The sequence below is a fragment of the Brumimicrobium sp. genome, assembly GCA_023957385.1.
Lineage (GTDB): Bacteria > Bacteroidota > Bacteroidia > Flavobacteriales_D > Crocinitomicaceae > Brumimicrobium.
This window is the reverse complement of the sequence record JAMLGZ010000001.1, coordinates 176,289-190,582: the sequence shown is the minus strand read 5'-3', so window position 1 is coordinate 190,582 and position 14,294 is coordinate 176,289. Positions and strand designations below refer to the sequence as shown.

The window sequence follows — 14,294 nt, the reverse complement described above, 5'->3', positions numbered from 1 at the left end:
ATAACCTATCTTAATTATTTAAGAATTTATATCCAACTCCCCGAATGCTGTGGAAATAGTGTGGATTTTTAACATCCTTTTCAAATAGTTTTCTAAAACTTAGGATATAATTATCTATGGTTCGCGTAGTAATTTCTAACTCTCTCCCCCATAATTCATCCAAAATAAAATCACGCGATAACACTTTTCCTTCATTTTTCTTAAAGAGTTGTAAAAGTTGTACGTCTCTTTTAGTTAAAGAAGCTATTAATTTTCCTTCTTGCTTTACCTCATACGTATTCAGATCCACATCAAAACTTCCAATTTGTAATTTGTTTTCAACTGAAGATTCTTTTCTATTACGAGAAATAAGTATTTGCACCCGCAATAATAATTCTTCCAAATCGAAAGGCTTTGCCAAATAATCATCAGCCCCAAGTTTTAACCCTTTAATTTTATCTAAAGAACTTCCTTTAGCAGAAATAAATAAAATAGGTGTGCTAGCTACACGCTTAAAAGTAGAGCAAATATCCCAACCACTAATTTCTGGGAGCATCACATCTAAAATCACTAAGTCAAACGTCCCTAGTCGTTCAGTATAGGAAAGAGCCTCCCTTCCGTTTAACACAGTAATTACTTCAAACCCTTCTAGTTTTAGGTTCAATGCTATGACATTGCTTAAACTCTCTTCGTCTTCAATTAATAATATTTTCAAGCCGTTCTCAGTCATGATACAAATAATGCGTAAAAGTACAAATTGTTCTGTAAAATTTTAATATTAATTTAACCCGTTGTGCATTTATACACATGTATTTGATTTGTATAGGTTAAAATATGGAAATTAATTAACAAATGAATGTCGGGGTCTAACACATTATCCTCGTTGAAAATAAGAAGTAAAATAAAATAATATTTACTTCCCTTAAAGATTTCCTATTTTTTCCGTTACTTTACCACCTCATTTAAAAGAATGTTTATCTCGTATGGAAAAACTAGTAGCCCAATTTCCTAAACAAATTGCAGATGCACTTGAGATTGCAGAGAATACTATATATTCAAGTATTTCAAATAAATCATTCGATCAGGTTGTGGTTTGTGGAATGGGAGGATCCGGAATAGGTGGGAAAATAACTGAAAAGTTGTTTCTAAATGAAATCAAGATACCTGTCGTTTTAGTGCAAAATTACGACATACCTGCTTTTGTGAGTGAGAAAACATTGTTTATTGCTTCCTCTTATTCTGGAAGCACAGAAGAAACTCTTGCCGCAGTTGCTGAAGCTAAAAAGCGAAAATCAACAATCATTGGAATTTGCTCGGGAGGAGAATTAATGCAATTCTGCAAGAAAAATAATTATGATTTTGTAAAAATACCTGGAGGAAATCCACCACGTAGTATGCTGGCATTTTCTCTTATTCAATTGATAGATATTTTTACAAAAGCGGGGTTTGTTTCTAAAACTTCCATGCAATCTGTTGGTAAAGCTAGAAACTTCTTAAGCGATGAATTAATGCAAATTAAGAAGCAAGCAAAGGTTTTAGCTCAACATCTTTATCAAAAACAAGGCGTGTTATATGGGAATGCCGAATTGGAAGGAATTATAATTCGTGCCCGTCAACAATTTAATGAAAACAGTAAACAATTGGTGTATCATCATATAATCCCCGAGATGAACCATAATGAATTAGTAGGTTGGGAAGGAGGAAATGATCGGTTTGCTGCTGTGTTCTTTGAGTCACAATTCACCTCAAAAAGGAATATTTTACGCTTTCAATTATCTAAAGAAATAATTGAACCTAAAACATCTAACATTCTATTTATAAATGGTGTAGGAAAAGATAATATATTAGAAATGTTTTATTTAGTTCACCTTGTAGATTGGGCTTCAATCTATTTAGCAGACTTAAATAAAAAGGATACTATTGATATAAAGTCTATTGTTTTCTTAAAATCAGAATTAGAAAAAAGATAGCATGGCAGCAGCAGTTATAGTTAAAGATTTAGGTCTTATTGATTATAAAGAGGCGTGGGATTATCAAGAAGAACTTTTTAAAAAAACAGTTGACCTAAAAATTGCCATTCGAAATCACCAATCAAGCGAAGCAACCAAAAATTATCTTCTTATTTGTGAGCATCCACATGTTTATACACTCGGTAAGAGCGGAGACCCACGCCATTTATTATTAACAGACGAACTGCTTCATAAAGTAAAAGCTACATTTTATAAAATTAACCGTGGAGGGGATATTACTTACCATGGACCTGGACAATTAGTTGTATATCCTATTTTAGACTTGGACACTTATTTTTTCTCAGACATCCATAAATACATGCGTTTTTTGGAAGAAACAGTTATTCAAGTTTTAGCAGAATATGGTTTACAAGCTGGTAGGATTGAAGGATTAACAGGTGTTTGGATGTGGGACGAAGGGCATAAAAATGAGCGAAAAATTTGTGCAATGGGTGTAAAATCGTCTCGTTGGGTGACGATGCATGGGATAGGTTTTAACGTTAATACAGACTTAAACTATTTTAATCACATTGTTCCTTGCGGAATTGAAGATAAAAGCGTAACTTCACTTCAGAAAGAATTGGGTCATTCCGTAGATATGGATGAGGTGAAAGAGAAATTTAAAAAACATTTTACTACTATTTTTAATGCCAAATTCTCCTATGAAAAAATCAAGATTTAGAAGCATACTGAAATATTTTTTAGTTCTTCTTGTCGCTATTCTGATACTTCTTAATTTATTTGTTTTGCTCACGGGGCGAACCTATCTGTATAAAGGAATCCAAGAAACATACTTAAAAGGGAAAAAAGGTCCTGATATTTATGATTCTATTATTTTTCCAACACGCACTGCTAAACATGATTTACATCCCGAAGCATGGAAAATAAATCCTAAGCTCATCCCATTAGATGCACAAGCCATTTCTTTCATGGAAGGCTTACAAACAACTTCTTTCTTAGTTATCAAAAACCAAGAAATTATATCAGAGACTTATTTTGAGAAGCACACTATACATACCAAAAGCAACAGTTTTTCTGCTGGTAAAAGTTTGATTGGACTTTTAATTGGTATAGCTATAGACGAAGGGAAAATTTCAAGTTTTGATGCTTTAATTAAAGATTATCTACCTTTCCGAATGCCTAATGATGAGGGTGTTACAATCCGAGATGTGTTAGCTATGTCAAGTGATCTGGTATGGGAAGAAAGTGGGAAAAATCCACTATCTGATAATGCTGAGGCATATTACTCATCTGACCTCATTAAGGTTATGAAAAGTAAGGGATTCGCAAAAGAAAAGACACATGATTTCAACTATAAAAGTGGCAATACTGAGCTTTTAGGTTTGATATTAAAAGAAGCCACAGGGAAATACCCCACTGAGTATTTAGAAGAAAAAGTATGGTCAAAAATAGGAACAGAAAATGATCTCTTGTGGAGTTTAGACCAAGAGAACGGGATGGAAAAAGCGTTTTGTTGTGCCTATGCAACCACGAGAGATTTTGCAAAATTTGGACAACTTATTCTCAATTACGGAAAATGGAATGGAAAAACAATTATTGATAGTACAACATTAACTGAACTTATCACACCCATTAGTGAGGCTTCCCCATTTTATGGGCTCCAATTTTGGATTTATCACGATCCACAACATCCTGCAATTTATGCCCGTGGAATTTTAGGGCAATATATTGTAGCCATTCCTTCTTTGAATGTAGTAATGGTGCGCACTGGGCATAAACGTCAAGAAGATCAAATTCCAGTTACTTATAATCCTAAAATAGATTATAAATCGAATCATCCTGGAGATATCCCAGAATATTATACTATATTAATGCGAATTTTAGAGCAAACAGACGAATGAATGAGAAGCTGAAAAGACCTGTTGTTGAAGGAGTTTATGTAGCTATTGTGAAAGAACAAGAAGATGACATAGATGTGTTTGATGTCTATTTAATCAATAATCGGGAGGAGGAGTTAGAACAAGTATTAGTAACTTCTAAAGGATACCTCAAAATAGAAGAAACTAACGAAGAAATAAAAACGGATATTCTACGTAAATCGTTGGGAGACATACCTGCTAAGAGTGCTGTAATTATCGAACCAGTTATGGAAGATGTACTTCAACTCAATAATGAATTTTGGGTGAGTTTTTGGATTGCATCAGAGATGTATGACAAGAAATATATTTTTCTAGCAGAGTCTGTGAAAGAAGAGAATATGGTTGTGGTACCTATCCTTGAATGTAAAGGAGTAATGATTGGGTGATTCAATCCTCGTAACGATATCCATTCTTAAAATACTGATAATTTCCTCTAGTAACTCTAACTTGGACAGTATTTCCATTCACTTCAAAAGGTGCATCAATCAGATTACTCACTAATTCAACTGTCTCATTATGGAAAACAGAAATGCCTCTATTGAGATTACGAAAAGCTACAATTCCATCACGCAATTTAAATTCTTCCGGAATATAATTAGCTATTTCATAGCGACGTCCATTTTTATAGGTAAAAAAAGAACCATTCTCTCCCCAAACCACCATATTTCGAAATACTTCATAAAATGAGGCGTTGGAACTCAATTCTACTATTTCTCCATCAATATACCCCTTCAGATTATAATTAATATCGGTATAAACAAACATATCATACCCTGCTTTATAATCAATAGCAGGCATCTTTTCAACATCCATTACCTCCGACTTAAAAGCAACCGAAAATGTTTGATTAAAAGAATCGTTAAATACTAATAAATTTCCACCAGCCGAAAATTTAGTGTTGGCATTCATAGATCCAACTTCAATAATTTTTCCTGCGATAAAAACATAGTTTATATCTCCATTCCCAACAAAAGACACCGTATTACTACCAATATATTGAGGAAAAACTGGCCTTCCAATAGAGTAGTATAAATCATATATTCCTCCATTATAATAAACTCGAATAGCATTATCACGTTCATCATCAAACACGACTAAACTATCGGTAACCACGTATTTTCTAGCAAAATTGGTGAGTGATTTTTTAGTCCCTTGATCCCATACAGCTAATATAGGTCCTGCATTCCAAGCAACAATATTTCTTCCTATGGCATAATCATTTACAAAGCCGCTAAGCTTTTGCTTACTTTTTCCATCAAAAACAAATAAATCACTCTTATTATCTATATAAGCAATGATATTTTCTGAATACTTATAATCAATAGGAGGTAAATAATCCAATTGGATAGACATTCCCTCGTGAAAACTTTTAAAATATTGTAAGTTGTCAGAAAAAGGAAATACGCTTTGTCCCCAAGAGAAGGAACTAAATACAATACTGATAAATATCCAATTAAATTTCTTCATGATACATTACAAAAAGAGCGCCTCATCAGCGCTCTTTCATTCGTTTATTGAGCTGCTTTCGCTTTGATTTTTTGTTGTGCTAATTTTACAGCTGCTAATACATTCACTGTTTTTCCAGTTTTAGATAAAGTACTAAATTTTACTTTTTCTTCTGTACCTGGCTTCACTTGTTCCGTATCACCAAAATCATTTCCAGATTCAAGAATAATATCCTTTATCTCTAACATGGATAGAGATGGGAAGTATCCTTTCAACATTGCCGCAACACCTGCAACCATTGGGGCGGCCATTGATGTTCCTTGAATCTTCTTATAGTTATTTTCTGGCCATGTGTTATAGATTTCATAACCAGGAGCAAATATATCTACTTGATTAGCACCATAATTAGAAAAGTCTGCAGCTAAATTACCTTTTGTGAAACGTGTAGAAGCACCAATTGTTAGCACATGCGTAAATGGTTCTTTTTGGAAGGAGTATTGAACTGCTGGAAAATTATCTTCAACAGCTAAATCCTTATTGTCATTACCTGCAGCATGTACAAATAATACATCGTGATCTTGAGCATACATTATAGCTTCATATACATCTTTCTGTAAAGGAGAGTATGACTTTCCAAAAGAACCATTAATTACTTTTGCGCCATTATCTACAGCATAACGAATTGCCAACGCAATATCTTTATCAAACTCATCTCCATCTGGTACAGAACGTAAAGACATTATGAGAACATTATTAGCTACACCATCACCACCTAATTTATTTCCACGAATAGCAGATACAATTCCAGAAACGTGAGTTCCATGATCAGAACCTACTCCTTTTACATCATTATTTCCATAGTTTCTATCATTGATATCCATTGGATCATCACCAATTATAGCACGATCATCATAATCTACATTAAGGTGATAGTTTAGCATAGACTCAATTTGTTTCAATTGTTCATCAAAAAGCGCTTCATTTAACTCTCCACGAACAATCATCAATCCTAATCTTTTCATTTGAGCCTCCTGACCATTTGTGGTTTTCCATTTATTCAATGATTTTTCGGTCATTTCTTTCACTCCCATCATATTGGCAATCATACTTGGAAGCATAGGAAGCATTTGATCTCTAAACTGTTTTGTCTGATCAATAGCATCTTTATATTCTTTCATTTCACCCTCCACATCATCTCTCACCTTTACATACAGTGCATAATCTTCTTGGTCTTCAGCAGAAACATCAGCAGCCTCTACATTTTCAAAACGAGGTTTTAAGTCAGCATAAATTCTAGTTTTTTCTAATCGTGCATGATCTTGGTTTTCACCATTTGCATTGCCCAAAAAGTTCCACCCATGAATATCATCGATATATCCATTACCATCATCATCTATTCCATTTCCTGGAATTTCTTTCGTGTTTGTCCAGATTTTACCTTGTAAATCTTCGTGATTTATATCCACACCAGAATCTATAATGGCCACCACAACAGTCTCAGGTGTTTGTTTCTTTAATAGTTTATAGGCAGCATCTGTGGACATTCCCGTTTTAGATGAGTTATACCAATTTAAAACTCCTTTATCTACTTGTGCATAAGAAGTAGTAAAGAAAGTTCCCATAAAAACAGGTAAAATAATTCTTAAAAATAATTTTCTCATGATTTCTTGTTTAACGCAAATTGATTCTAAATATAACTTTTTTTTGTAATTTTACACTAAGTTGAATCTATTCAATTGAATATTTGTTATTAATAACGGTCAAAAGTATAAACAAATGGTGTTCCAAAAATTTATTTTAAGTTTTTTTTTGATTTTCCTTACCTATCATCTGCAAGCACAGAAATTTGGATTCACTAAAGTTCTTCGAGAAAACCCTGAGGTTTTAGCACCATTTGCAGTAGATAATACTCCAGATAATTTAGCTTATTTAAAAACACAGCATATTGTTATTAAAAATATATCGAAAGAATGGATTTATATCACGTGCACACCTGCATGGATACAAGAACAACTTCAACAAAAGTCAATTTCAAATTTTTATTTTGAATATGCTCCACCTGTTCTTTTAGATGATACAGCTAGACTGATGCAACAAGTTGATCCTGTTCATCAAGGAGACTTACCCTTACACGATAAATTTACAGGAAAAGGTGTGTTAATTGGATTTGTAGATAGTGGATTAGATTATAGACATCCTGATTTTATAGACACTTATGGTAATACGCGTGTATTGAGATATTGGGATCAATCCAATAAAACACCTTCTGTGATGCCTCAACCGTATAACTACGGACAAATATGGTATGAGGATGATATTCAAAATCAAGTATTTATCGGAAGTAATGGTGATTTAGGACATGGTACAACCGTAACAGGAATCGCTGCAGGAAATGGATTCGCGAATGGTCGAAACAAAGGTATGGCTCCGGATGCTAAGATTGTTTTTGTTCAAACGGATTTTACCCTTCCAAACTGGACATTAACTGTTGCAGATGCTTGCGATTTTATCTTTAGAATTGCAGATAGTTTACATCTTCCAGCTGTCATAAATTTAAGTGTAGGAAGTTATTTGGGAAGTCACGATGGAAAAGATCCAGGCTCTCAACTTATGGAACAATTAGTAGAAAATAAATCAGGAAGAATTATTATTGGGGCTGCAGGAAACGGTGGAAAATATGAGCCTTATCATGCACAAAATATATTAGATGGCACAGACACAACATTCATCTGGTTTGAAAATAATCCTACCAATCAGATAGAGCCGAATTCCATTTATTTTGATCTATGGTCGGATATTACATCAGCACAATACAAATATTCATTTGGAGCGAATAATCCAGCAAAAGGATATTCAAATGTTGGTGAAACAGTTTTTCGAGCTGCTCAAATTAACGTAGGTGTTCCCATTTATGACACTATTCGTAATATGCACGGAGATCGTATAGCTACTTTGGAAATCTATACAGAATATGTGGGTAGTAACTATCACATGGAAGCTTTCTTTTCAAAAGTAGATTCTACCGATTATTTGTTTAGATTTTCTACAACCGGAATTGGACAATATGATTTATGGACTGGAGAATGGATGGATTTGAATAAGATTGTGCGTGTTACACCATCTCCTGCAATATATCCATCCATTGTAAATTATGTGTATCCAGATAGTGCACAATCTATCGTTTCTTCGTGGAATTGTTCTCCTAAAATGGTCTCTGTAGCTAATGTTAGAGGGAGATCTTCCTATATAGATTACAATGGAAACCCCTATTATGCAGCTGAATCCACATTATCTGGTAGAATGGCTCGCTCAACTAGTAAAGGCCCAACTAGACACAATGTAATTAAACCGGATATAAGTGCTACTGGTGATATGACTTTGGGTTCGGCGCCCCTATATATGATAAATGATCAAGCAACTTATGCAACTACTTTGGATCAGGGAGGTTATCATGCTCGAAATGGAGGAACTTCTATGGCTTCTCCTGTAGTGGCTGGTATTGCAGCATTGTATTTAGAGCGATGCCCGAACAGCACCTATGAAGATTTCATAAACGACATTCATGCAACAGGTTTTGGCGATATTTTTACCGGGACAATTCCAAATAATAAGTCCGGCTATGGAAAAATCAATGCTTTAACTCTCTTAAACAGTAAGAATAATCATTTAGAAATTTTAGGGGATTCTATCGTGTGTCAGGTTCCCATTGAATTAAAATCAAATATTCCATTGCTTTCTTATACTTGGTCAAATGGAAGTTCCAATTCTAAAATATATGTGTCTCAAGCGGATACTCTTTATCTAATTGGTAGAGATTTACAGGGTTGTAAAATATATTCGGATACTTTCATTGTGAAACAAGGTAGTCCACTAACAACACCTACTATTAGTATTTTGGGAGACTCTCTAGTTTCGAGTGTAGGTCCCAACTACCAATGGTATTTAAACGACACGCCTATACCTGGTGCTATTCAACAATCTTATAAACCAACCACGCCCGGATTTTACAGTGTTGCCATTCAAGAAGAAGGAAGTTGTAAGAGTTTTTCAAATGCCATCGACTGGGCTTTAGGACTCGAACAAGAATCTTCTGATGTTATTAAATTATACCCCAATCCTGCACAGGATATACTAAATATTAAATCGGATTACTCCTTAATTGAGGGGGAGATATTTACAGTTGAAGGGAAAAGGGTCATGAATATACCATTAGAAAACACCAACCAAGTTTCTATAGAGTCTTTAAGTATAGGAGCTTACTTATTTAAAGTAACAACAACTCAGGGAGTTAAAGTTTTACCTTTTTTTAAAGACTAACTCAATTAAATAGTTTTATTTCTTACTTTTGAACCGAAAATATTATAAATAGTATATGGATTTAACAGGAATTATCTCAATTTCAGGAAAAACAGGGCTTTTTAAAGTGATTGCCCGTTCAAAGAATAACATTATTGTAGAATCATTAGATGATGGGAAACGTATCCCTGCTTATTCAACAGATCGAATTTCTGCATTAGAGGATATCAGTATCTATACGTATGAAGAAGATATGCCCTTATTAGATGTATATACTAAAATAGCCGAGAAAGAAGCTTGTAAAGCTATTCTATCCCATAAAGAAAGCGCCAATAAATTAGGGCAATATTTGGAAACAGTTTTACCTAATTATGATAAAGAAAGAGTATATCCTTCAGATATTAAGAAATTAGTACAATGGTATAATATTCTTCAAAAGTCTGGATTAATTACACTAGAAGAAAAGAAGGCAGAGAAAAAAGAAAAAGCTGCTAAGACAGAAGAGTCTGACAAAAAAGCTCCAGCAAAAGAGAAAGCTGAAAAAGCAACAAAACCTGCAGCGAAGAAAGCTCCTGCGAAAGCAGCGAAGCCTTCAGCAAAATCTGCAGCGAAGCCTTCAGCTAAGACAACAGCGAAGCCTTCAGCGAAATCTGCAGCACCAGCTAAAAAGATTAATAAATCTACATCAAGAGGAAAGTAAAAATCCTATTTTTATTGAACACATTTAATTTTTGGAAATGAAAATATCTTCTCCAACGAGACATTATTTGCCTTCTGACTTTCAAATTGACACATGGCAAAAACTTGAAAAATTCTTTATTGAATTAGAAAATCGCACCATTTCTTCTAAAGAAGAATTCGATAAATGGCTCAAAGACTTGAGTGAAATTGAAGCGGTTATTTCTGAAGATTTTGCATGGCGTTATATCAAGATGACAATAGATACCCGTGATGAAAAACTTACACAAGATTATTCTTTCTTTGTACGTGAAATTCAGCCACATTTAGAACCTTATGCTTTTCGTTTGAATCAAAAAATTGAAGCTTCACCTTATCTTTCAGAGTTTACAAGTGATGCTTATAAGATTTACTTTAGAAGTATCACTACAGCCATCAAACAATTTAGAGAGGAGAATATTCCTTTAAATGCTGAATTAGCTGAAAAAAGTCAAGAACACGGTGCTGTATGTGGTGCACAAACGATTGAACACGAGGGAGAGCGTTTAACCATCCAAAGGGCGAATAATCTATTGAAAGAGAATGATGAAGATCTAAGAAAGACAGTTTATGATAAGATTATTGCCCGCCGAGCAGAAGATGTGGATACCTTGGATGAATTATTTTCAGAATTAGTTAAACTTCGTCACCAAGTTGCTACTAATGCAGGCTATAAAAATTTTAGAGATTATAAATTTGAAGCTCTTGGCCGTTTTGATTATACGAAAGAAGATTGCTTTAATTTTCATCGCTCCATCAAAGAAACTATTGTTCCTATTGCACGAGAAATTAACCTAAAAAAGGCTTCTTTATTAGGGAAGGAAAAGCTAAAACCTTGGGATGGACAAGTAGATCCTTTAGGAAGAAAGCCATTAAAGCCATTCGCCGACGGACAAGAATTGATTCAGAAAGCAACTCGAATCTTCAATCGTATTGACCCGTACTTCGGTGATTGTCTAAAAACCATGGCAGAAATGGGACATTTAGATTTAGAATCTAAAGAAGGAAAAGCACCGGGAGGATATAATTACCCATTGAGCGAAATTGGTGTTCCGTTTATTTTTATGAATGCTACTGGTTCACAACGAGATTTAATTACCATGGTACATGAAGGGGGACATGCTGTACATTCGTTTTTAACACGTGACTTAGAATTAGGTGCGTTTAAAGAAACTCCATCTGAAATTGCCGAGTTGGCTTCTATGAGCATGGAATTGCTAACCATGAATTATTGGGATGAATTTTATACCAACTCTGAAGATATTACCCGTGCAAAGATTGAACACTTAGAGGATATATTGATGACGCTTCCTTGGATAGCAACCATTGATGAATTTCAACATTGGATTTATGAGAATCCAACACATACAAAGGAAGAAAGGCGAATTAAATGGCGTTCTATCTTAGATGATTACAGCACTCATACTACCGATTGGACAGGCTATGAACAAGTCTTAGATTACTCTTGGCACCGCCAATTACATTTATTTGAAGTGCCATTTTATTATATTGAATATGGTTTTGCTCAATTAGGTGCTATTTCTGTTTGGATGAATAGCAAAATTAATTTTCAGCAAGCTATCACAGACTATAAGGCAGCACTAAAATTAGGATACACGGAATCTATTCCTAAAGTTTATCAAGCAGCAAATATTACTTTTGATTTTTCAAAAGAACATATTCAGAAATTAGCTGACTTTGTAAAAGGAGAGTTGGATGAATTACTCAAATAATTTGTGAAGAATTAACCGCAAAGGTCGCTAAGTTTACGCAAAGGGCACTAAGAATTTAGGTGCCTTTGAAGTAAAATTCTACCCCAACAACTTCTCAATCGTCTTTTTCAAGAATGCCCTCTCGATCTGCAAACTCTGAATATACTATTATACAAATTACGAGATATCATCACATCAGTCAATTAGAAAAGTAAAAGACACTCAGAAAGGGTATTCTATATTACCATTTCCTATATATTTATGCATTTCTTGTTATTTTACTTGGGCTTTGTCGGGTGTCAAGAACATCAACAATCTCAACTCTATCCATTTTGCTGTTATGCCAATAGATGATTTTGTAATTAGAACTAAGTATATATTGAAATAATTGAGGTCTTGTTTTTAAAGCTTCTTCTTCTGTTCCTATATCTGGAAACGTTTTTAAAATGTCAGTGTCTAATACAATTTGTGTAATTAGTTTTCGAGCTAGTTTAAGTTAATTTTTTGATGATAGTACTCAAAAATATGGTTTAACTCACTCTCAGCAAAATCAGTCCAAACAACCTTTACTTCCATTTTTTAATCTCACGAAGCAAATCAGTAGATTCTGTTAAATTCTCATTTTTAGAATCTTCCATAGATTTATCAATTCGTTTATTCAATTCATTAACAGTCATGGGGTGAATATCGTCCTTAGTTTCCATTGTGGTAGTTCGAAGTAATTTTTCCATTATGGTCAATAAATCCTCGTTTTGCATCTTTAGGAAATCGCGTATAAATTCTATTTTTCTAGCTTGGATATCCATACTCAATTCATTTTATGGATAAATAAATATACGGCGAAATATTGAATTATTACTAATTGACCTGTTTTTTATTGGTTTTTTCACCACAGAGGCACAGAGGGCACAGAGAATATGCGGTGTAGTGTGGTTAAATTCTCATCCTAACAACTTCTCCACCGTCTTTTTTAAAAATGCCACCTCACTTTGCAAGCTTTGGATATGCTCTTTGTCCGAATTGATAACTTCAATATATCCATACGCACTTTCATTATCGTGTTGGTTAATTATCATATTCGCTTTTTCGTTCAACACTTCTGCCACGGTAACATCTAATAACTTCGCAATCTGTATCAAACGAGGAACATTAATACGGCTATCGTCTTTTTCTAACCGTGCATAACTCGGCTGAGTAATTCCTAATTCAGATGCTAAATTTTCTTGTGATAATCCTTTTTGTTCTCGAAACATTTTAATTCTATTTCCTATTTCACTTACCATGTTACTTATATTTTAAATATTTTAGTATCTAAAATTAATAAAATATTTAAAATGTGAATGTAAAAAATGAAATTATTAAAGCAAAAGCATTTTATTCTTTTGAGGAATTGTGCAGTACATTTTCTTTTTATGTAGAAATTAGCATTTTAGTCAAGGAAAGATTGTAAAATCCGAAATTCTTGTACAGAAATCATACGTATAAAAAATTTACCATCTAATTTGAACCAAAAATTTAGTTTACAAATTTTGTATTCGGATTGTTTTTAAAGATAAAATATTTACATATTAAATATATTGATATAGTTTTTGAATAAAATAAACATTATTTGAATAAGGATAAAGGGGAGTTGTAGGTAAATTTGTAAACATAACAAGAAAGTAAAAAACCTCTTATGTATTACTATTATTATTACGGATCTCCCAAAGCAGATGACATTAAAAATATTGCTGAATTTTTAAAGGACTCTTCTACCACAATCTTTGAATTAGTTGACATTGATGAAATAGAAGAGAAGTTTTATCATGGTTTAGATGATGGAGGTCGAAACAATATTAATGTAAAAGAATGGGTCGAAGATGTAAAGGTGAAAATTAAGCCAATTATTAGAGACCTAAATTTAAATGCAGTGTTTGAGAATGAAGTAGCGGAAAAATGGGATAAGTTTGATGAAGTCGGATTGACAGATGTACAATTAAAATCAAAATTAGCTATTTGGAATATTTATTTTGAGAAAGTAAAAGAATTCTTAAAACAGATTAAAGAAGCGTCATCAAAAGTGGTTAATTTTATTTCTGACAAGGAATTTATTAAATATTTGATGGCTTTCTTAAAAGCTACGAATATAATTTTAAGCAGTAGTACTAAGGTTATAGCTGGTTTAGAACCCCTTAAAGAGTTCAAGGATTTTTTCGAACTCTCTTTTGAAATGTCAAATCATTAAATACCTCCTATACATAAATTTAACTAAAACA

General features: G+C 33.4%; 13 protein-coding genes. 8 read left to right on the top strand and 5 right to left on the bottom strand.

All coding sequences use genetic code 11. The features are described from left to right. Positions 1 to 10 precede the first annotated feature (10 nt). Entirely contained in the window at positions 11 to 709 is a 699-nt protein-coding gene (locus M9897_00830) for a response regulator transcription factor (GenBank protein ID MCO5267423.1), read from the bottom strand. A gap of 253 nt (positions 710 to 962) precedes the next feature. Here M9897_00830 and M9897_00825 point away from each other — a divergent pair, with 253 nt between their 5' ends. The 4 genes from M9897_00825 to M9897_00810 are packed head-to-tail and all read left to right on the top strand — an operon-like array spanning position 963 to position 4,254. Next, entirely contained in the window at positions 963 to 1,949 is a 987-nt protein-coding gene (locus tag M9897_00825) for a bifunctional phosphoglucose/phosphomannose isomerase (protein MCO5267422.1), read from the top strand. A gap of 1 nt (position 1,950) precedes the next feature. After that, positions 1,951 to 2,670, top strand: a complete 720-nt coding sequence (lipB, locus tag M9897_00820; GenBank protein ID MCO5267421.1) for a lipoyl(octanoyl) transferase LipB — start codon at positions 1,951 to 1,953, stop codon at positions 2,668 to 2,670. Next, a complete protein-coding gene (locus M9897_00815) occupies positions 2,651 to 3,850 on the top strand; it encodes a beta-lactamase family protein (protein ID MCO5267420.1) in 1,200 nt (399 codons plus the stop codon). The genes lipB and M9897_00815 overlap by 20 nt, the downstream gene beginning before the upstream one ends. Beyond that, positions 3,847 to 4,254, top strand: a complete 408-nt coding sequence (locus M9897_00810) for a hypothetical protein (protein ID MCO5267419.1) — start codon at positions 3,847 to 3,849, stop codon at positions 4,252 to 4,254. Before M9897_00815 ends, M9897_00810 begins: the two co-directional genes overlap by 4 nt. Position 4,255: 1 nt before the next feature. Here M9897_00810 and M9897_00805 read toward each other — a convergent pair whose 3' ends face one another. Beyond that, entirely contained in the window at positions 4,256 to 5,335 is a 1,080-nt protein-coding gene (locus M9897_00805) for a hypothetical protein (GenBank protein ID MCO5267418.1), read from the bottom strand. Positions 5,336 to 5,379: 44 nt separating this feature from the next. Further along, on the bottom strand, positions 5,380 to 6,975 hold the full coding sequence (locus M9897_00800; GenBank protein MCO5267417.1) for a S8 family peptidase: 1,596 nt from the start codon (positions 6,973 to 6,975) through the stop codon (positions 5,380 to 5,382). Positions 6,976 to 7,090: 115 nt separating this feature from the next. Between M9897_00800 and M9897_00795 the strand changes: the two genes are divergently transcribed. Genes M9897_00795 through M9897_00785 form a run of 3 tightly spaced genes read left to right on the top strand, consistent with a single transcriptional unit; the run spans position 7,091 to position 12,060 of the window. Beyond that, positions 7,091 to 9,631 carry a S8 family peptidase gene (locus M9897_00795; protein MCO5267416.1) on the top strand — a complete coding sequence of 847 codons (2,541 nt, stop codon included), beginning with the start codon at positions 7,091 to 7,093 and terminating at the stop codon, positions 9,629 to 9,631. Between the two features lie 55 nt (positions 9,632 to 9,686). Beyond that, a complete protein-coding gene (locus tag M9897_00790; GenBank protein MCO5267415.1) occupies positions 9,687 to 10,310 on the top strand; it encodes a DUF5606 domain-containing protein in 624 nt (207 codons plus the stop codon). Between the two features lie 37 nt (positions 10,311 to 10,347). Then, complete coding sequence (locus tag M9897_00785; protein ID MCO5267414.1) at positions 10,348 to 12,060, top strand: M3 family oligoendopeptidase; 1,713 nt, start codon at positions 10,348 to 10,350, stop codon at positions 12,058 to 12,060. A gap of 545 nt (positions 12,061 to 12,605) precedes the next feature. On the opposite strand, the gene M9897_00780 is transcribed toward M9897_00785, so the two are convergent. Both M9897_00780 and M9897_00775 read right to left on the bottom strand, forming a co-directional pair. Beyond that, positions 12,606 to 12,845 (bottom strand): hypothetical protein, encoded by a 240-nt coding sequence (locus M9897_00780; GenBank protein ID MCO5267413.1) that lies wholly within the window; start codon positions 12,843 to 12,845, stop codon positions 12,606 to 12,608. A gap of 135 nt (positions 12,846 to 12,980) precedes the next feature. Then, positions 12,981 to 13,322 (bottom strand): helix-turn-helix domain-containing protein, encoded by a 342-nt coding sequence (locus tag M9897_00775; protein ID MCO5267412.1) that lies wholly within the window; start codon positions 13,320 to 13,322, stop codon positions 12,981 to 12,983. 392 nt (positions 13,323 to 13,714) lie between these two features. Here M9897_00775 and M9897_00770 point away from each other — a divergent pair, with 392 nt between their 5' ends. Then, positions 13,715 to 14,263 carry a hypothetical protein gene (locus M9897_00770; GenBank protein ID MCO5267411.1) on the top strand — a complete coding sequence of 183 codons (549 nt, stop codon included), beginning with the start codon at positions 13,715 to 13,717 and terminating at the stop codon, positions 14,261 to 14,263. The last annotated feature ends 31 nt before the right edge of the window (positions 14,264 to 14,294 follow it).

Bases quoted from the DNA above. Each gene is read 5' to 3' on its own strand.
- M9897_00830 (MCO5267423.1), bottom strand. From the start codon at position 709: ATGACTGAGAACGGCTTGAAAATATTATTAATTGAAGACGAAGAGAGT.
- M9897_00825 (MCO5267422.1), top strand. From the start codon at position 963: ATGGAAAAACTAGTAGCCCAATTTCCTAAACAAATTGCAGATGCACTT.
- lipB (MCO5267421.1), top strand. From the start codon at position 1,951: ATGGCAGCAGCAGTTATAGTTAAAGATTTAGGTCTTATTGATTATAAA.
- M9897_00815 (MCO5267420.1), top strand. From the start codon at position 2,651: ATGAAAAAATCAAGATTTAGAAGCATACTGAAATATTTTTTAGTTCTT.
- M9897_00810 (MCO5267419.1), top strand. From the start codon at position 3,847: ATGAATGAGAAGCTGAAAAGACCTGTTGTTGAAGGAGTTTATGTAGCT.
- M9897_00805 (MCO5267418.1), bottom strand. From the start codon at position 5,335: ATGAAGAAATTTAATTGGATATTTATCAGTATTGTATTTAGTTCCTTC.
- M9897_00800 (MCO5267417.1), bottom strand. From the start codon at position 6,975: ATGAGAAAATTATTTTTAAGAATTATTTTACCTGTTTTTATGGGAACT.
- M9897_00795 (MCO5267416.1), top strand. From the start codon at position 7,091: ATGGTGTTCCAAAAATTTATTTTAAGTTTTTTTTTGATTTTCCTTACC.
- M9897_00790 (MCO5267415.1), top strand. From the start codon at position 9,687: ATGGATTTAACAGGAATTATCTCAATTTCAGGAAAAACAGGGCTTTTT.
- M9897_00785 (MCO5267414.1), top strand. From the start codon at position 10,348: ATGAAAATATCTTCTCCAACGAGACATTATTTGCCTTCTGACTTTCAA.
- M9897_00780 (MCO5267413.1), bottom strand. From the start codon at position 12,845: ATGGATATCCAAGCTAGAAAAATAGAATTTATACGCGATTTCCTAAAG.
- M9897_00775 (MCO5267412.1), bottom strand. From the start codon at position 13,322: ATGGTAAGTGAAATAGGAAATAGAATTAAAATGTTTCGAGAACAAAAA.
- M9897_00770 (MCO5267411.1), top strand. From the start codon at position 13,715: ATGTATTACTATTATTATTACGGATCTCCCAAAGCAGATGACATTAAA.